The 16586-nt window shown below is 64.0% G+C and carries 28 protein-coding genes, 1 tRNA gene and 1 pseudogene; 5 read left to right on the top strand and 25 right to left on the bottom strand.

The genetic code is table 11. The annotated features are described in order from the left end of the window. Positions 1 to 3 precede the first annotated feature (3 nt). The 3 genes from QU596_RS05560 to purQ are packed head-to-tail and all read left to right on the top strand — an operon-like array spanning position 4 to position 2104. A complete protein-coding gene (locus tag QU596_RS05560; RefSeq protein WP_308517663.1) occupies positions 4 to 1134 on the top strand; it encodes an acyl-CoA dehydrogenase family protein in 1131 nt (376 codons plus the stop codon). A gap of 59 nt (positions 1135 to 1193) precedes the next feature. Beyond that, on the top strand, positions 1194 to 1439 hold the full coding sequence (purS, locus tag QU596_RS05565) for a phosphoribosylformylglycinamidine synthase subunit PurS (RefSeq protein WP_308517664.1): 246 nt from the start codon (positions 1194 to 1196) through the stop codon (positions 1437 to 1439). Further along, a complete protein-coding gene (purQ, locus tag QU596_RS05570; protein ID WP_308517665.1) occupies positions 1436 to 2104 on the top strand; it encodes a phosphoribosylformylglycinamidine synthase subunit PurQ in 669 nt (222 codons plus the stop codon). The genes purS and purQ overlap by 4 nt, the downstream gene beginning before the upstream one ends. Here purQ and QU596_RS05575 read toward each other — a convergent pair. Together QU596_RS05575 and QU596_RS05580 are read right to left on the bottom strand one after the other, a co-directional pair. Beyond that, positions 2101 to 2310 carry a hypothetical protein gene (locus QU596_RS05575; RefSeq protein WP_308517666.1) on the bottom strand — a complete coding sequence of 70 codons (210 nt, stop codon included), beginning with the start codon at positions 2308 to 2310 and terminating at the stop codon, positions 2101 to 2103. The two genes, purQ and QU596_RS05575, sit on opposite strands and share 4 nt — an antisense overlap. A gap of 55 nt (positions 2311 to 2365) precedes the next feature. Continuing rightward, positions 2366 to 3106 (bottom strand): queuosine precursor transporter, encoded by a 741-nt coding sequence (locus QU596_RS05580; protein WP_420030962.1) that lies wholly within the window; start codon positions 3104 to 3106, stop codon positions 2366 to 2368. A gap of 90 nt (positions 3107 to 3196) precedes the next feature. Between QU596_RS05580 and QU596_RS05585 the strand changes: the two genes are divergently transcribed. Next, positions 3197 to 3273, top strand: a tRNA-Arg gene (locus QU596_RS05585). 17 nt (positions 3274 to 3290) lie between these two features. On the opposite strand, the gene QU596_RS05590 is transcribed toward QU596_RS05585, so the two are convergent. Continuing rightward, the gene (locus QU596_RS05590; RefSeq protein WP_308517668.1) at positions 3291 to 3632 is read right to left on the bottom strand and encodes a hypothetical protein; all 342 of its coding nucleotides are present in this window, start codon (positions 3630 to 3632) and stop codon (positions 3291 to 3293) included. A 154-nt stretch (positions 3633 to 3786) separates the two neighbouring features. Then, a complete protein-coding gene (locus QU596_RS05595; RefSeq protein ID WP_308517669.1) occupies positions 3787 to 5202 on the bottom strand; it encodes an FAD-binding oxidoreductase in 1416 nt (471 codons plus the stop codon). A 52-nt stretch (positions 5203 to 5254) separates the two neighbouring features. On the opposite strand from QU596_RS05595, the gene QU596_RS05600 reads away from it, so the two are divergent. Next, complete coding sequence (locus QU596_RS05600; RefSeq protein ID WP_308517670.1) at positions 5255 to 5740, top strand: dihydrofolate reductase; 486 nt, start codon at positions 5255 to 5257, stop codon at positions 5738 to 5740. On the opposite strand, the gene QU596_RS05605 is transcribed toward QU596_RS05600, so the two are convergent. The 21 genes and pseudogenes from QU596_RS05605 to rplD all read right to left on the bottom strand — a co-directional run bounded on the left by QU596_RS05605 (position 5737) and on the right by rplD (position 16585). Next, a complete protein-coding gene (locus QU596_RS05605; RefSeq protein WP_308517671.1) occupies positions 5737 to 6390 on the bottom strand; it encodes an adenylate kinase in 654 nt (217 codons plus the stop codon). The two genes, QU596_RS05600 and QU596_RS05605, sit on opposite strands and share 4 nt — an antisense overlap. 30 nt (positions 6391 to 6420) lie before the next feature. Next, a complete protein-coding gene (gene secY, locus QU596_RS05610; RefSeq protein ID WP_308517674.1) occupies positions 6421 to 7788 on the bottom strand; it encodes a preprotein translocase subunit SecY in 1368 nt (455 codons plus the stop codon). Between the two features lie 97 nt (positions 7789 to 7885). After that, positions 7886 to 8431 (bottom strand): 50S ribosomal protein L15, encoded by a 546-nt coding sequence (gene rplO / locus QU596_RS05615; RefSeq protein WP_308517948.1) that lies wholly within the window; start codon positions 8429 to 8431, stop codon positions 7886 to 7888. A 51-nt stretch (positions 8432 to 8482) separates the two neighbouring features. Then, the gene (rpmD, locus tag QU596_RS05620) at positions 8483 to 8665 is read right to left on the bottom strand and encodes a 50S ribosomal protein L30 (RefSeq protein ID WP_308517675.1); all 183 of its coding nucleotides are present in this window, start codon (positions 8663 to 8665) and stop codon (positions 8483 to 8485) included. A 6-nt stretch (positions 8666 to 8671) separates the two neighbouring features. After that, positions 8672 to 9430, bottom strand: a complete 759-nt coding sequence (gene rpsE / locus QU596_RS05625; RefSeq protein WP_308517676.1) for a 30S ribosomal protein S5 — start codon at positions 9428 to 9430, stop codon at positions 8672 to 8674. Further along, entirely contained in the window at positions 9431 to 9784 is a 354-nt protein-coding gene (gene rplR, locus QU596_RS05630) for a 50S ribosomal protein L18 (protein ID WP_308517677.1), read from the bottom strand. Positions 9785 to 9787: 3 nt separating this feature from the next. Continuing rightward, on the bottom strand, positions 9788 to 10324 hold the full coding sequence (rplF, locus tag QU596_RS05635; RefSeq protein WP_308517678.1) for a 50S ribosomal protein L6: 537 nt from the start codon (positions 10322 to 10324) through the stop codon (positions 9788 to 9790). Then, the gene (gene rpsH / locus QU596_RS05640; RefSeq protein ID WP_308517680.1) at positions 10324 to 10719 is read right to left on the bottom strand and encodes a 30S ribosomal protein S8; all 396 of its coding nucleotides are present in this window, start codon (positions 10717 to 10719) and stop codon (positions 10324 to 10326) included. Before rpsH ends, rplF begins: the two co-directional genes overlap by 1 nt. Before the next feature lie 10 nt (positions 10720 to 10729). Then, positions 10730 to 11035 carry a 30S ribosomal protein S14 gene (gene rpsN / locus QU596_RS05645; protein WP_308517681.1) on the bottom strand — a complete coding sequence of 102 codons (306 nt, stop codon included), beginning with the start codon at positions 11033 to 11035 and terminating at the stop codon, positions 10730 to 10732. Between the two features lie 37 nt (positions 11036 to 11072). Then, on the bottom strand, positions 11073 to 11651 hold the full coding sequence (gene rplE, locus QU596_RS05650; RefSeq protein ID WP_308517682.1) for a 50S ribosomal protein L5: 579 nt from the start codon (positions 11649 to 11651) through the stop codon (positions 11073 to 11075). Further along, entirely contained in the window at positions 11644 to 11961 is a 318-nt protein-coding gene (gene rplX, locus QU596_RS05655) for a 50S ribosomal protein L24 (protein WP_308517683.1), read from the bottom strand. The genes rplE and rplX overlap by 8 nt, the downstream gene beginning before the upstream one ends. A 2-nt stretch (positions 11962 to 11963) precedes the next feature. Next, a complete protein-coding gene (gene rplN, locus QU596_RS05660) occupies positions 11964 to 12332 on the bottom strand; it encodes a 50S ribosomal protein L14 (protein ID WP_192585726.1) in 369 nt (122 codons plus the stop codon). 194 nt (positions 12333 to 12526) lie between these two features. Then, a pseudogene (gene rpsQ, locus QU596_RS05665) lies at positions 12527 to 12757 on the bottom strand (30S ribosomal protein S17); the annotation flags it as partial. Positions 12758 to 12770: 13 nt separating this feature from the next. Further along, positions 12771 to 12977: a 50S ribosomal protein L29 gene (gene rpmC, locus QU596_RS05670; RefSeq protein WP_308517684.1), complete on the bottom strand. Its 207-nt coding sequence runs from the start codon at positions 12975 to 12977 to the stop codon at positions 12771 to 12773. A gap of 1 nt (position 12978) precedes the next feature. Further along, on the bottom strand, positions 12979 to 13413 hold the full coding sequence (gene rplP / locus QU596_RS05675; protein WP_187537824.1) for a 50S ribosomal protein L16: 435 nt from the start codon (positions 13411 to 13413) through the stop codon (positions 12979 to 12981). Between the two features lie 22 nt (positions 13414 to 13435). Beyond that, positions 13436 to 14149, bottom strand: coding sequence for a 30S ribosomal protein S3 (rpsC, locus tag QU596_RS05680; RefSeq protein ID WP_308517685.1), 714 nt, complete (start codon positions 14147 to 14149; stop codon positions 13436 to 13438). A 1-nt stretch (position 14150) separates the two neighbouring features. After that, positions 14151 to 14528: a 50S ribosomal protein L22 gene (gene rplV, locus QU596_RS05685; protein ID WP_308517686.1), complete on the bottom strand. Its 378-nt coding sequence runs from the start codon at positions 14526 to 14528 to the stop codon at positions 14151 to 14153. Continuing rightward, on the bottom strand, positions 14528 to 14803 hold the full coding sequence (gene rpsS, locus QU596_RS05690; protein ID WP_308517687.1) for a 30S ribosomal protein S19: 276 nt from the start codon (positions 14801 to 14803) through the stop codon (positions 14528 to 14530). The genes rplV and rpsS overlap by 1 nt, the downstream gene beginning before the upstream one ends. Before the next feature lie 3 nt (positions 14804 to 14806). Continuing rightward, the gene (gene rplB / locus QU596_RS05695; RefSeq protein ID WP_308517688.1) at positions 14807 to 15643 is read right to left on the bottom strand and encodes a 50S ribosomal protein L2; all 837 of its coding nucleotides are present in this window, start codon (positions 15641 to 15643) and stop codon (positions 14807 to 14809) included. Then, the gene (locus QU596_RS05700) at positions 15643 to 15966 is read right to left on the bottom strand and encodes a 50S ribosomal protein L23 (protein WP_308517689.1); all 324 of its coding nucleotides are present in this window, start codon (positions 15964 to 15966) and stop codon (positions 15643 to 15645) included. The genes rplB and QU596_RS05700 overlap by 1 nt, the downstream gene beginning before the upstream one ends. Continuing rightward, on the bottom strand, positions 15959 to 16585 hold the full coding sequence (gene rplD / locus QU596_RS05705; RefSeq protein WP_308517690.1) for a 50S ribosomal protein L4: 627 nt from the start codon (positions 16583 to 16585) through the stop codon (positions 15959 to 15961). The genes QU596_RS05700 and rplD overlap by 8 nt, the downstream gene beginning before the upstream one ends. Position 16586 lies beyond the last annotated feature (1 nt).

A 16586-nucleotide genomic window follows, 5' to 3' on the forward strand; every position in this document is an offset into this window, starting at 1 on the left:
ACAATGGCGCTACTCACCGACGATCAGAAGATGCTACAGGAGACGGCGGCCGCGTTCATGGCCGATGAAGGCGCGATCGCGAAGCAGCTGCGCCACTGGCGGGAGATCGGCTGCAAGGACGGCTTCGGCCACGGCCTGTGGAAGCAATTCGCCGAGCTCGGCCTCACCGGCATCTGCATCCCCGAAGCGCAAGGCGGCCTTGGCCTCGGCGCGACCGAAAGCGCGCTCGTGCTCGAGGAAATCGGCAAGAACCTGACGCCCTCGCCCTTCCTCTTGACCGCCGTGGTCAGCGCTCGCGCCATCGAGGGTACCGCGCATGCGGAGCAATGGTTTCCGGGCATTCTCTCCGGCGAGACGGTGCTGGCCCTCGCCATCGACGAAGGCAGCCGCCACACGCCCGAGCGCTTCGCACTGGAAGCGCGGCGTCAGGGCAACGGCTTCGTCCTCAATGGTGCAAAGCAATTCGTGGTCCAGGGCGGATCGGCGGACATGATCGTCACCGTTGCGCGGACTGCCGGCTCGCCCGGCGATACTGAGGGCCTGACCCTGTTTGCCGTTCCCAAGGACGCGGCGGGGCTTGAGACCGAGAATGTAGCGCTGGTCGACAGCTCCAAAGCCGCCCGCCTGACCTTCGCAAATGTCGAGCTCGACGCCGACGCCGTGATCGGCGAGGTCGACGGAGGCTGGCAGCCGCTACAACGCGCGCTCGCCGCTGGTCGAGCAGGTGCTTCCGCGGAGCTGGTGGGTGTCGCGGCGGGGTCTGCAACTATGACCCTCGACTATCTGCGGCAGCGCAAGCAGTTCGGCCGACTGATTGGCGAATTTCAATCACTCCAGCACCGCGCCGCGCACCTCTATTCGGAAATCGAGATTGCCCGCGCCGCCGCCCTCAAAGCCGCAAGACTGATCGACGAAAATGATGCTCAGGCCGAGCTGATTGTCTCGGTCGCCAAGGCCAAGGCGGCCGACGTTGCCAACCTCGCGGTTCGCGAAGGCGTCCAGATGCACGGCGGCATCGGCATGACCGACGAGCATGACATCGGCCTGTACATGAAGCGCGAGGCCGTCCTCGGCGAATTGTTCGGCGACGCTTACTTCCATCGCAATCGCGTCGCCGAGCTCAGCGGCTACTGAGCCACGCGAAGAACTGGCAAAAGCTTGCCCCGGTCGGGTGCGATAGCCATAGGAGGCCCATGAAAGCCCGCGTCTTCATCACCCTCAAGAACGGCGTCCTCGATCCGCAGGGCAAGGCCATTCACCACGCGCTCGAAGGGCTTGGCTTCGGCGGCGTCAACGACGTTCGCGCCGGCAAGATGATCGAGCTCGATCTCGCCGACGGCACCAGCGACGGCGACATAGAGGACATGTGCCGCAAGCTCCTGGCCAATACCGTGATCGAGAATTTCCGCATCGAGCGGCTGGAGAATGCTCCGACATGAAGACTGCGGTCATCGTCTTCCCCGGCTCCAATTGCGACCGCGATCTCGCGGTGGCGCTGGAACAGGTGACGGGCCGCAAGCCGGAGATGGTGTGGCACCGAGAAACCGGCCTGCCCGACGGCGTCGACTTCATCGGCGTGCCGGGGGGTTTCTCGTACGGCGACTATCTCCGCTCCGGCGCGATGGCTGCGCGCTCGCCGGTCATGCAGGCGGTCAAGGACGCCGCAGGCCGCGGCGTGCCGGTGATCGGCATCTGCAACGGCTTTCAGGTGCTGACCGAAGCGGGCCTGCTGCCCGGCGCACTGATGCGCAACGCACGGCTCAGCTTCGTCTGCCGCCCGGTCCCGCTCCGCGTCGAAAACAGCCAGAGCCTGTTCACATCCCAGTACGATGCGAATGAAGAAATTCTGCTGCCGGTCGCCCACCACGACGGCAACTACCAGGCGGACGAAGCGACCCTAGACCGCCTCGAAGGCGAAGGCCGCGTGGCCTTCCGCTACCTCGACCAGGTCAACGGCTCGGCCCGCCAGATCGCCGGCATCATCAACGACGCTGGCAACGTGCTCGGCCTGATGCCGCACCCCGAGCGGGTGATCGAGCCGGCGCACGGCGGCACCGACGGGCGCCGCCTGTTCGAAGGGCTGCTAGAGACGGTGAACGCCTAGGGGCGCTTGCGGATCGGCAGTTCGGTGCAGCCCGCTGTGCCTGGCGGCTGCATGCACATGAGGAAACGGTCGGGACCGCGGGTGTTGAAAACCTCGGTATGCTTGTCGAGCGTTATCGGATTCACGAACACGATCACCGTCGCTGCCTGGGCGACCGGCGCAGCAAGCATTACCGACAGTGCGAACGCCACTCGAAGAACACGCATGTCTTACCCCCTTGAACCAGACTTGTGTCCGGCCCGTTGAACGCTTGGTGAACGCCTAATCCTCGATCGTAAAGGGGGTGAAGTTGGTGCCCACGTCATAAACGTCGACACCTTCCTTCCGCTTAAGCCACCCGACCACAACGTAAGTGACCGGCGTCAGCAGAACTTCCCAACTCACTTTCAGGACGAACTGACTGAGCATGACAGCGCCGAGCGCGGAGACCGGCCAGTCGGGCATTCCATAGAATGCCAACGGGTAGAAGATGAGGCTGTCCGCCCCCTCCCCGACTACGGTACTGCCAATGGTGCGAGTCCAAAGGTGTTTGCCGTTGGTCCAAATCTTCATCTTCGCCAGCACGACCGAATTGAGGAAATCCCCGACGAAGAAGGCAGTCATTGACGCCAGGATGATTCGCCAGCCAGCGCCGAACACCCGCTCGTAAGCCGCCTGGCCGGTCCAGCCTTCGGCTACCGGGAGATGAACCACCGTCCATTCCATCACGGCCATGAACAGCAGCGCCGCGAAGCCGGCCCACAAGGCCCGCCGGGCCCGGGCAAAGCCGTAGACCTCGGTCAGAACGTCATCGATGACATAGGAAATGGGGAAGAAGAGGATGCCGGCGCCGAATGGCCAAAGGCCCAGCCCAGGCACATCGATGACCGAGCGCTTCTCCGCCCCGATCACGTTCGACAGCAGCAGCACGACTACGAAAGCCACCATCAGGAAATCGAAATAGCGGAAGTGCGCGCCATGCAGTGTCCGCGCTTCGACATGCCTGAGATGAGCCCCCGCCATCATGCGCAGAGGTAGCGCGGACTAACGGCTCGTCAATCGCCGCCGATCGGTTTCGTTCGGCGGCGATTGCAGCTAGTTGGTCGTCACCGCGCGCCCGTAGCTCAGTTGGATAGAGCACGAGCCTTCTAAGCTTGAGGTCGTAGGTTCGAATCCTACCGGGCGCGCCAGTCCCGGGGTCAGCTGGCTAGTGCCGACCACCGGTGCGGGTGGGGTTGCAGCCCTGCGCCGGGAAGGCGAAAATTTCCCGGAAAAGCGGATCGCTCGGATCGAAGAGCCCGAACTGCGCCATGAAATAGCCGTAGGATTGCACTTGCCCGCCTGGATCATATTCCGGGCTTCCCGGCGCCCCGGCTCCTTGGGGCGTATCGTTCAGGCCGGAGAAGGAGCAGCGCGAATTGCCATTACTGATGCTCGTCCCCGGCGGACTTGGCACGTTGGCCGTCGGCGGCGGCCCCTTGATCTCTCCAGCGAGGGCAGAAGTCGATCCGAGCAGAAGTCCTGCGGCAGCCAATGCTTTGATAATCATCTGATGATCCCCTCTGTGGCTATCAGAGAGTTTCGTTTACCATGTATTTAACAGCGGCTGAATACGCGGACGGTCACATCTTGACATGATCATCAGATCATCAGCTCTTCATTAGAAAAAACAGCCATTGCTCGGAGCGTAGACTTCACACCCATCAGGGCAGCAATTTGCCTGGATTCATGATCCCTAACGGATCCAGCGCCGTTTTGATCGCGCGAAGGGCACGAATGCGGCCCGGCGGCGCGAGGCGCGCGAGTTCGTCGCGCTTGAGCTGTCCGATGCCGTGCTCGGCGGAGATCGAGCCACCGGCTGCGGTCACCAGATCGTCCACCATTCGCGTAATTCGCTTGCCTTCACCTTCATACCAGTCAGGCCCGGCGTGAGCGCCAGCGCGAACATGGAAATGAATGTTGCCGTCGCCCAGATGGCCGAACCCGCTCGCCGTCACGCCCGGGAAAGCCTTTTCGACCGTGGCAGCAGCTTCGGTGACGAAACGCGGCATTGCCGAGACGGCGACGGAAATGTCATGCGCCAAGGTCTGCCCTTCGGCGCGCTCGGCCTCCGAAATGCTATCGCGGAGTTTCCAGAAGGCTTCTGCCTGTGCTTCGTTGGCGGCGATCGCCGCATCTCCGACGAGCCCTTGGCCCATCGCTTCTTCCAGCAGTTGCGACAGCGCTGCGGCAACGTCCTCTCCGCCCGAAGCCGTCGCTTCGATCAGAACATGCCATGAATGCGCACCGCCCAAGGGTGCGCGCGTACCGGGAATGTGTCGCAGCACGAGGGACAGCGAGTCGGCGGGGACGAGCTCGAAACCTTCCACCTGGGGCGTGCGCGCTTCAAGGTACCGCAGCAGTTCGAGCGCCTGCTGCGGACTGTGCAATCCCACCCAGGCTACCGACCGTGCGGTGATCGCTGGCACCAGTCGCAGCGCAACCGCGGTCACCACGCCAAGCGTGCCCTCCGCGCCGATCAGCAGCTGATCGAGGCTATAGCCGCGGTTGTCCTTCTTAAGTCCGGACAACCCATCGTGAACTGTTCCATCGGGAAGGACCGCTTCGATGCCCGCGACCAGGGATCGCATGGTCCCGAACTTCAGCACCTGCGTTCCGCCTGCGTTGGTCGAAGTCAGGCCCCCAATCGTACAGCTCCCCCGCGCTCCCAGCGTGAGCGGGAAGCGGAGACCGACGTCATGCACTGCGTCATGCAAGGTCGACAGAATCACCCCTGCTTCCGCGATGGCTTGCCGCCCCTCTGTGTCGATCGATCGAATGCGGTTCATCCGTCGCATTGAAAGCAGGACCGCGGATCCGTCGGCTGGCGGCGTAGCCCCGGCAGCCATTCCTGTATTGCCGCCTTGGGGCACGAGCGGGACTTGCAATTCCGACGCCAAACGGACGATCTGGACGACTTCGGCCGTGCTCGAGGGCGCAAGCATGGCTGGCGACTGGCCGCGTACCCGTCCGCGCCAATCGGTGGTCCACGGCTCAATCTCGCGGGGATCGGTCACTACCGCGCGCTCGCTCAAGGAATGGCGCGCACGGTCGATGAACTCGGCGATCCGGTCGGTCATGCCCCGCCATTAGCGTGCTTGGCACCGACGCGCGATATCGGCAGAGGGAGGCATGGCCGGACCAATCACGATCATCGTCGCGCGCGCGCAAAACGGGGTGATCGGACGCGACGGGAAATTGCCGTGGCACATCCCGGCCGATCTCAAGCGTTTCAAGGCACTCACCATGGGCAGCGTCATGGTGATGGGCCGCAAGACGTTCGACAGCCTGCCTGGCCTGCTGCCGGGGCGTCGGCACATCGTCCTGACGCGCGACCGCGACTGGCAGACCGAAGGCGCAGAAGTTGTTCATTCGGCGGAGGAAGCCCTGGCGCTCGCCGGTGATGCACCCGTCTCGATCATCGGCGGGGCAGAAATATTCCGGATGTTCCTACCGACGGCCGACCGTCTGGAGCTGACCGAAGTTCTGGCTGACGTGCCCGGCGACACCATCATGCCCGATCCGCGCGAAGATGGATGGCGTGAGACTGGCCGCGAAGATCATCCGGCCGTCGACGAAAGGCCAGCCTTCCGCTTCATATCGCTCGAAAGGGTTTAGGCCCCGCCGTCCAGGATCGCGTCGATTGCGGCGCCAACCTCGTCAACGCCGGCCATGCCGTCGACCCGGTGCACCAAGCCCTTCCGCTCATAATAAGGAAGGATCGGCGCGGTCTTGGCGCGATACTCTTCCATCCGCGTCCTCACAGTCTGCTCATTATCGTCAGGACGTCGTTTGAACTCGGTCGAGCCGCAAACGTCGCATACTCCCTCGACCTTCGTTGGACGGAAGGTGTCGTGATAGCCCGCGCCGCACTTGGCGCAGGTGAAGCGGCCCGTGATGCGGGTGACTAGCGCTTCTTCGTCCACGGCCAGCTCGATCACATAATCGAGCTTCCGCCCACGCTGGGCGAGCAGGATCTCGAGAGCTTCGGCCTGGTGGCCAGTGCGCGGGAAGCCGTCGAAGATCGCACCCTTACCGGCGGAGGCATCGAGCCGCTCGCCGATGAGCGCGCTTACGATGGCGTCGCTCACCAACTCTCCGCGCTCCATGATCGCTTTCGCCTTCAGACCGACGGGCGTCCCGGCCGCCACCGCTTCACGTAGCATATCGCCGGTCGACAGCTGGATCATGCCGCGGTTCGCCTGCAGCCGCGCGGCCTGGGTCCCTTTGCCCGCACCAGGCGGTCCCAACAGGATGATGTTTAGCATCGCGAGCGCTCCCCTGTGAACGCGTGGAAACTAGCGCCGTCGCGGCGTGGTCTTAAGCTTGGCCTTCTTGATAAGGTCGCCGTACTGATGCGCAATCAGGTGGCTCTGAATCTGGCTGACCGTATCCATCGTCACGTTGACGACGATCAGCAGGCTGGTGCCGCCAAGCCGAAAGTTCAGGCCAGCCTGGGCCGACAGGAATTCCGGAATGAGGCAGATCAACACCAGGTAAGCGGCGCCGATGACCGTGATGCGGTTGAGCAGATAATCGAAATAATGCTCGGTCGCCTTGCCCGGACGGACGCCCGGGATGAAGCCGCCATGGCGCTTCAGATTGTCGGCGGTTTCCTCGCTGTTGAACTGCACCGCAGTGTAGAAGAAGCAGAAGAAGGCAATGCCAATGCCGTACAGCGCCATGTACGCCGGCGAGCCGTGCTGCAGGAACGTGCTGATGGTGATCAGCCAGTCGCTAGCGGCCCCATCCGTCCCGGCGCGGTTACCGGCCCATTGGATGATCGTCAGCGGCATCAGCAGCAGCGACGAGGCGAAGATCGGCGGGATCACGCCGGCAGTGTTGAGCTTGATCGGCAGGTGCGAACGCTCCTGCTGCATGCCGCGCGCGGTCTGGCGCTTCGGATACTGGATCAGGACGCGGCGCTGGGCGCGCTCCATGAAGCAGATGAAAAGGATGAGCGCGACGGTCAGCACAACGATGCCGACGACGACGACCGCGCTCATCGAGCCCGTGCGGCCGCCCTCGAGCAGCTGGGCGATTGCCTGCGGGAGGCGCGCCACGATGCCGGCCATGATGATTAGCGAGATGCCGTTGCCGATGCCGCGGCTGGTGATTTGCTCACCGATCCACATCAGGAACAGGGTACCGCCGACGAGGCTGATCGTGCCCGCGATTTCAAACAGCAGGCCCGGCGCGACGACAGCCTGAATGCCCTGGTTGGCGCCCTGCGTCTCCAGGCCGCGCACGGCGAGATACCCCTGAACGAGGGTGATCACGACGGTCAGGTAGCGGGTGTACTGATTGAGCTTCTTGCGCCCGGTCTCACCTTCTTTCCGCAGCGCCTGCCACGGGCCGTAGAGCGTCGCGCCAAGCTGCACGACGATCGACGCCGTGATATAGGGCATGACACCCAGCGCCACGATGCTGAAGCGCTCCAGCGCGCCACCCGAGAAGGTGTTGAAAACGTCGAGGATGCCGCCGCTCTGCGTCTGGTACAGCGCATTCATCGCCACCGGGTCGATACCGGGCACCGGCACGAACGATAGTAGACGGAACAGGACGAGCGCACCGATGGTGAACCACAGCCGCTTCTTGAGTTCGGTCGATTTCTGGAAATTCGCGAACGAAATGCTGGAAGCGAGTTGTTCGGCTGCGGATGCCATGGACGTCAAATTCCCCGGAAAAACAAACGGCGGCGAAAGGGCTGAATAGCCTCCCCGCCGCCGATATAGTGGCTCAAGGCCGCTTGTCTAAGACCCCTCAGGCCTTTGGCGCAGCAGCCCGGTCGGCCAGCCGCTGTTCGCGGACCTTGCCCTTTTTCGCGGCAGCCAGTTCGGCCGGGTTCTTGCGCTCGATCAGCTCGACCGAACCGCCGGCCTTTTCGACCGCTTCGCGCGCACCCTTGGAGATGCCGGCGACCTTGCAGTTGAGCTTCGCCTTCAGCTCGCCTTTGCCGAGCAAACGGACGCCGTCTTTGCCACCGCGCGCCAGACCAGCGGCCTTCAGCGCGTCGTGGTCGAGCGTGTTCTTGGCGTCGAGCTTGCCGGCGTCGATCATCTTCTGAACGGCGCCGATGTTCACCTCGGCATAGTCCTTGGCGAAGATGTTGTTGAAGCCGCGCTTCGGGATCCGCATGTGGAGCGGCATCTGGCCGCCCTCGAAGCCGTTGATCGACACACCGGAGCGCGACTTGGCGCCCTTCTGGCCGCGTCCGGCAGTCTTGCCGAGACCCGAGCCGATGCCGCGTCCGACGCGAACGCGCGACTTACGCGCGCCGTTGTTATCCTTGAGTTCGTTGAGTTTCATGTTCGTGCACTCGCTTTCGCTTTTGTCGCGCATGCCCTCGCGGGCATCAGGTTAGGCGGCCTCTTCAACCGACAGCAGGTGATGCACCTTGCGGATCTGACCGAGCACTTCAGGCGTGCCCTCCACTTCCACGGTCCGGTGCAGCTTGTTCAGGCCGAGACCGACGAGCGTCGCCCGCTGCGTCTTGTCGCGGCGGATCGGCGATCCGGTCTGGGTGATCTTGATCTTCGCCATCTTGCGTTACTCCGCGAGCGCTTCGGCCTGGACTTCGGCCTCGGCGGCGCTGACGCCGCTGCGGCCGAGCAGGTCAGCGACCTTTTTGCCGCGGCGCTGCGAAACAGCGCGCGGGCTCGACTGATCCTTGAGCGCCTCGAAGGTCGCACGGATCATGTTGTACGGATTGGACGTCCCGACCGACTTGGTGACGACGTCGTGGACACCCAAGCTCTCGAAGATGGCGCGCATCGGGCCACCCGCGATGATGCCGGTTCCTGCCGGAGCCGTACGGATCGTCACGCGGCCGGCACCGAAGTGGCCGAGGCCGTCATGGTGCAGCGTGCGGCCATCGCGCAGCGGAACGCGGATCATCGCCTTCTTGGCTGCGGCCGTCGCCTTGCTGATCGCTTCCGGCACTTCTCGCGCCTTGCCGTGACCGAAGCCGGCGCGGCCCTTGCCGTCGCCAACGACGACGAGCGCGGCGAAACCGAAGCGCTTGCCGCCCTTCACGGTCTTGGAGACGCGGTTGATGTGGACGAGCTTTTCGATCAGCTCTTCGCCACCGTCGTCGTCGCCACCACGGCCGCCACGGCGGTCGTCACGACGTCCGCGGCCACCGCCACGATTGTCGCGGCCGCCACCCGGTCCGCCACGGCCGCGGCCGCCACGCGGGCCACGGCCCTGCGTCTGCTGCTCTTCGGCCTGCGCCGGGGTAGCGTCGGCAACCGCCGCCGTTTCGGCGGGGGCAGTGTTCACTTCGTTGGTCTGGTTTTCGTCAGCCATTTAAAACTCCAGTCCGCCTTCGCGGGCAGCGTCGGCGAGGGCCTTCACGCGGCCATGGAAGAGGAAGCCGCCACGGTCGAACACGACGGTCGACACGCCGGCCTTCTTGGCGCGCTCGGCGATCGCCTTGCCGACGGCAATGGCGCTGTCCTTGGTCGCGCCGGTCTTGCCCTTAACGTCCTTGTCCAGGGTCGAAGCCGAAGCGAGCGTCTTGCCCGCCGCGTCGTCGATGATCTGGGCGTAGATGTGGCGGCCGGAACGGTGCACCGAAAGCCGCGCCTTGCCCGAGGAACGCGCGCGGAGCGCAGTGCGCACCCGGCGACGACGGCGGTCGAATAGAGAAAGGTTCGCCATGGCTTACTTCTTCTTGCCTTCTTTGCGGAAGATGAACTCGCCGCGATACTTGATGCCCTTGCCCTTGTACGGCTCCGGCTTGCGCCAGCGACGGATCTCGGCCGCGACCTGACCGACCTTCTGCCGGTCGATGCCGCTGATCTCGACGGTGTTCTGGTCGGGAGTCTTGACCTCGACGCCTTCCGGCACCGGAAAGTTCACGTCGTGGCTGTAACCGAGCTGAAGGCGCAGGTTCTTGCCCTGGGCCTGTGCGCGGTAGCCGACGCCGGTGATTTCCAGCACCTTGGTGAAGCCCTCGGTCACGCCGGTGACGAGATTCTGCACGTTGGTGCGGGTCATGCCCCAGGCAGCGCGGTTGCGCTGGGCCTGGGTGAGCGGCGTAACGCGGATCTCGCCGTCGGCGATCTCATACTTCACGAGGTCGTCGAGCAGCTGCATCGACAGCGTGCCCTTCGGACCTTTGACGGTCAGGGTCTGGCCCTCGACGGTAGCCGTGACGCCTGACGGCATCGGGACCGGCTTTTTGCCAATGCGGGACATTAGAATACCTCCGCCAGGACTTCGCCGCCGACGTTCTGGTCGCGCGCTTCAGCGTCCGACAGCACGCCGCGCGGGGTCGACACGATGATCGTGCCGAGGCCGTTGCGGATGCGCGGAAGCTCGCGGGCGGCCGAATAGACGCGGCGGCCGGGCTTCGAGACGCGGGCCAGATGCTGGATCGCGGGCTGGCCCTCGAAATACTTCAGCTCGATCCGCAGGCCCTTCTGGCCGGCGAGCGTCTCTTCGGAATAGCCACGGATGTAGCCTTCGCGCTGGAGCACATCGAGCACACGGATGCGCAGGTTCGAGGCCGGCGTCAGGACGCTGTCCTTCTTGGCCTGCTGGCCGTTGCGGATGCGGGTGAGCAGGTCACCCAGGGGATCGGTCATTGCCATCTTCGTACCCTTACCAGCTCGACTTGATCACGCCGGGGATCAGGCCCTTGTTGGCCAGTTCCCGAAGCATGATCCGCGACAAGCGGAACTTGCGGTAATAAGCGCGCGAACGGCCGGTCAGCTCGCAGCGGTTGCGAACCCGGGTCGGGTTCCCGTTGCGCGGCAGTTCCGCCATCTTCAGACGCGCGATCAAACGCTCGGTCTCGTCCTTCGACTCATCGTCCGCGATCGCCTTCAGCTTCGCGTACTTCGCCGCATTCTGCTGGACGAGCTTCTTGCGACGCTCGTTCTTGTTGATCGAACTCAGTTTCGCCATGACTTAAGTTCTTCTCCTAATCGAAGCAGACACGCCCTCAGGCGGCCTGCTTCTGGTCCTCTTGCGGGAACGGGAAGTTGAACAGGCGCAGCAGCTCGCGCGCCTCTTCGTCCGTCTTCGCGGTGGTGGTGATGATCACGTCCATGCCCCGGACCTTGTCGATCTGATCGTAATTGATCTCGGGGAAGATGATCTGCTCTTTCAGGCCCATGGCGTAATTGCCACGGCCGTCGAACGACTTCGCATTGAGGCCGCGGAAGTCGCGCACGCGCGGCAGCGCGATCGTCACCAGACGATCGAGAAACTCGTACATGCGCTCACGCCGCAGCGTGACCTTGCAACCGATCGGCATGCCTTCACGCAGCTTGAACTGCGCGATCGACTTCTTGGCCTTGGTGATCACCGGCTTCTGGCCGGCAATCTGCTGCAGCTCGGCAGCGGCCGTCTCGACCTTCTTCTTGTCCTGGGTCGCTTCGCCAACGCCCATGTTGATGACGATCTTGTCGAGCTTCGGGACTTCCATCCGGTTCTTGTAACCGAACTTCTTGGTCATCTCCGGAACGATGCGATCGTCATAGTCCTTGCGCAGGCGCGCAACGTACTTGTCGTCAGCCATTGATCAGGTCTCCGGTCTTCGCGGCAACGCGGACCTTCTTGCCGTCACGCTCTTCGAAGCGGACGCGGGTCGGCTTGCCGTCGGCGGTCGCAATCGCGACGTTCGAGATGTGCAGCGGCGCTTCCTTGCGCTCGATCCCGCCCTGCGGGCTCTGCTGCGTCGGCTTGCGATGGCGCGCGTGGACGTTGACGCCCGACACGACGACCTTCGATTCCTTCGGGATCGAACGGATGACTTCGCCGGTCTTGCCCTTGTCCTTGCCGGAGAGGACGACGACCGTGTCACCCTTGCGGATTTTCGCAGCGGCCATGGTTACAGCACCTCCGGCGCAAGGCTGATGATCTTCATGTGCTTCTTCGCACGCAGCTCACGGACGACCGGGCCGAAGATACGGGTGCCGATCGGCTCCTCGTTCTTGTTGACCAGCACCGCAGCGTTGCTGTCGAAGCGGATCACCGAACCGTCGGGACGGCGGATGTCCTTGGCGGTGCGCACGATCACCGCGCGGTGAACGTCGCCCTTCTTCACGCGGCCACGCGGCGCGGCTTCCTTGACGCTGACGACGATGATGTCGCCGACGCCGGCCACACGGCGCTTCGAGCCGCCCAGCACCTTGATGCACTGGACGCGCTTGGCCCCGCTGTTGTCCGCGACGTCCAGGTTGGACTGCATCTGGATCATTGTTCGACCCTACCTTCTTTCAAATCTGCTCAGGCGTCCGCGTCGACGGCTTCGTCGGCTTTCGCCTTCTTGGCCGTCTTCTTGGCAGCGGTCTTCGTGTCGGCCTTCTCGTCGGCAGCCTTCGCAGGCGCTTCGTTGGTCGGCGCAACGGTATCCGGATCGGCGATCTCGATCGCTGCAGCCTCGGCCACACCGATACGGTCGACGACCGTCCAGGTCTTCAGCTTCGAAATCGGCGCGCATTCCTGGATGCGGACGATCTCGCCGGCGCGGAACTCATTGGCCGCGTCGTGAGCGTGGTACTTCTTCGACAGCTTGATGATCTTGCCGTACAGCGGGTGCTTCACCCGCCGCTCGACGCGGACCACAATCGTCTTGTCACCCTTGTCGGACACTACGGTGCCGGTCAGGACGCGCTTTGGCATCTCGATAGTCTCCTTACGCCTTGGCTGACGCGCTGGCGCGTTGGGTCTGCAGCGTCTTGATGCGAGCGATCGTGCGGCGAACTTCGCGCACGCGGCTCGGCTTCTCGAGCTGGTTGGTCGCCGACTGGAAGCGCAGGTTGAACTGCTCGCGCTTCAGGTCGCTCAGCTGCTGCTGCAGCTGGTCGTCGCTCTTCTGCTTGAGATCGTCGATCGCAGGCATCTTACTTTTCCTCTCCGGCCAGCGTCTCGCCCAGGCGAGCCACGACCTTGGTCTTGATCGGCAGCTTCTCGGCCGCGCGCTCGAACGCCGTCTTGGCAAGATAGCCAGGGACGCCATCGAGCTCGAACAGGATGCGGCCCGGCTTAACGCGGGCGACCCAGAATTCCGGCGAGCCCTTGCCCGAGCCCATGCGGACTTCGGCCGGCTTCGACGACACGGGGACGTCCGGGAAGATGCGAATCCACAAGCGCCCGGAGCGCTTGATGTGACGCGTGATCGCGCGGCGGGCCGCCTCGATCTGGCGCGCGGTGATCCGCTCCGGCTCCATCGCCTTCAGGCCGAAGGCGCCGAAATTGAGCTCGGTCCCGCCCTTGGCATTACCATGGATGCGGCCCTTGAAAGCCTTGCGAAACTTGGTGCGCTTGGGTTGCAGCATGATCTGTCTCTTTTCCTAGCGCTTACCGGTTGCCGCGCTCTTCGCGCGCCGGACGGACGCCGGAGGTCTGTGCCTCCATCATCAGCCGGTCTTGAGCGAGCGGGTCGTGGCCGAGGATCTCGCCCTTGAAGACCCACACCTTCACGCCGCACACGCCATAAGCGGTGTGCGCGGTGGCTTCGGCGTAATCGACGTTGCCGCGCAGCGTGTGCAGCGGAACGCGGCCTTCACGATACCATTCGGTGCGCGCGATTTCCGCGCCGCCGAGACGGCCCGAGCAGGTGATACGAATGCCTTCGGCGCCAAGACGGAGAGCCGACTGCACCGCGCGCTTCATGGCGCGGCGGAACGCGATACGGCGCTCCAGCTGGTCGGCGACGCCCTGGGCGACGAGACGCGCGTCGATCTCCGGCTTACGGATCTCGACGATGTTCAGGCTCACTTCCGAGCTGGTCATCTTCGACAGCTCAGCCTTGAGCTTCTCGATGTCCGCGCCCTTCTTGCCGATGATCACGCCGGGGCGCGCAGCATAGATGCTGATGCGGCAGGTCTTGGCCGGACGCTCGATCACCACCTTCGAGATCGCCGCCTGCGGCAGCTTCTTGATGATGTACTTCCGGATGTTGAGGTCTTCGAGCAGCAGACGACCATAGTCCTGGCCTTCCGCGAACCAGCGGCTGTCCCAGGTCCGGTTGATCTGCAGGCGAAGCCCGACCGGAGAAGTTTTCTGACCCATCTTAAGCTTCTTCCTGCTCGCGGACGACGACCCGAATCCGGCTGAACGGCTTGACGATGCGCGACGAACGGCCGCGCGCACGGGTCGCGAAACGCTTCATCGAGATCGACTTGCCGACGCTCGCTTCGGCGACGACCAGGGCGTCGACGTCGAGGTTGTGATTGTTCTCGGCATTGGCGACGGCGGAGGCGAGCACCTTGTACACGTCCTCGCTCATGCCCTTCGGGCTGAACTTCAGGATGTTCAAGGCTTCCTCGACCTTGCGGCCGCGGATCAGCGTCGCGACGAGGTTCAGCTTGCGCGCTGAGCCACGGATCGTGTTACCGACCGCGAGCGCTTCCTTGTCGCCGACCTTGCGTGGGGCTGCTGGCTTGCTCATTAGCGCTTGCCCTTCTTGTCCGAGGCGTGGCCCGGGAAGTAGCGGGTCGGCGCGAACTCACCGAGCTTCATGCCGACCATGTCTTCGTTGACCGACACCGGCACGAACTTGCGGCCGTTGTAGACATTGAAGGTCAGGCCGACGAACTGCGGCAGGATCGTCGAACGGCGCGACCAGGTCTTGATCGGCGCGCGGCCGCCCTTGTCCTGAGCGGCTTCCGCCTTCTTCAGGAGCGACAGCTCGACGAACGGACCTTTCCAGATGGAACGGGCCATGGATTAACCCTTCTTCTTCGCGTGACGGCTACGGATGATGAACTTGTCCGTGGCCTTGTTGTGACGGGTGCGGGCACCCTTGGTCGGCTTGCCCCACGGGGTAACCGGGTGACGGCCGCCCGAGGTCCGGCCTTCACCACCGCCGTGCGGGTGGTCGACCGGGTTCTTGGCGACGCCGCGGGTCAGCGGACGCTTGCCCATCCAGCGGGTGCGGCCGGCCTTGGCGAAGGTCTGGTTGGCGTTGTCCGGGTTGGACACCGCGCCGACCGTCGCCATGCAGTCCGAGCGCACATAGCGCTGCTCCCCTGAATTCAGCCTGACGATGACCATGCCGCGGTCACGACCGACGACCTGGACATAAGTCCCGGCGGCGCGCGCAATCTGGCCGCCCTTGCCGGGCTTAAGCTCGACGTTGTGAACAATGGTGCCGACGGGCATCTGGCCGATTTCCATCGCATTGCCCGGCTTCACGTCGACCTTCTTGCCGGCGACGACCTTGTCGCCCGGCGCGAGGCGCTGGGGCGCCAGGATATAGGCCTGCTCACCGCCTTCGTAGGTGACGAGTGCGATGAACGCAGACCGGTTCGGGTCGTATTCCAGCCGCTCGACCGTCGCCGTCACGTCCCACGTGCGACGCTTGAAGTCGACGATGCGATACTTCTGCTTGTGACCGCCGGCGATGCCGCGCGAGGTCACGTGACCCTTGTTGTTGCGGCCGCCTGTCTTGCGCTTGCCTTCGGTCAGCGCCTTGACGGGCTTGCCCTTCCACAGCGCGGACTTGTCGACCAGGATCAGCCCGCGGCGGGCCGGCGAGGTCGGCTTATATTGCTTGAGAGCCATTAGCCCCGGACCCCTTCGGTAATGTCGATCGACTGACCTTCGGCCAGCGTCACGATCGCCTTCTTCATGTCCGAGCGGCGGTACGGCGTGCCCTTCCAGCGCTTGGTCTTGCCCTTGACGACGATGGTGTTCACGCCGGTGACGGAAACACCGAACAGCGCTTCGACCGCAGCCTTGATCTCAGGCTTCGACGCATTTCCGGCGACCTTGAACACGACCGAGTTGTTTTCCGACAGCATGGTCGACTTCTCGGTGATGTGCGGCGCCAGGACGACGTCGTAATGGCGGTTCTCGACCGCCTTGGTGGCAGGCTTCTTAGCCATTGAACCGGGCCTCCAGCTTCTCGACAGCCGCGCGGGTCAGGACCAGCGTGTCATGCCGCATGATGTCGTAAACATTGGCGCCCATCGCCGGCAGCAGGTTGACGCTCTCGAGGTTCGACGAAGCGCGGGCGAAACCGACGTTGAGCGCGTCACCGTCGATCACCAGCGCCGTCTTGCCGAAGCCGAGCTTGCCCAGCTGCGCCTTGAGCGTCTTGGTCTTGCCTTCCGCGACATCGAGATTGTCGAGAACGACGAGGCTGCCGTCCTTGGCCTTCGACGACAGCGCCATCTTCAGGCCCAGCGCGCGGATCTTCTTGTTGAGGCTCGACGTGAAGACGCGGGCCCGGGGACCGTGCGCCTTACCACCACCGATGAAGATCGGGGCGCGGCGGTCGCCGTGACGAGCCGTACCGCCGCCCTTCTGGCGGCCGAACTTCTTGCCGGTGCGGGCAACATCGCTGCGCTCGCGAGCGGCACGGGCCGGCGCGCGGCGGTTGATCAGCTGCCACGTAACGACGCGGTGCAGGATGTCGGCACGCGGCTCGACGGCGAAGATCTCGTCGTTGAGCTCGATGTCGCCGCCAGCCTTAGCGTCGAGGCTTTGAACCTTGACCTTCATC

It is taken from the genome of Sphingomonas flavescens (assembly GCF_030866745.1).
Taxonomy (GTDB): Bacteria; Pseudomonadota; Alphaproteobacteria; order Sphingomonadales; family Sphingomonadaceae; genus Sphingomicrobium; species Sphingomicrobium flavescens.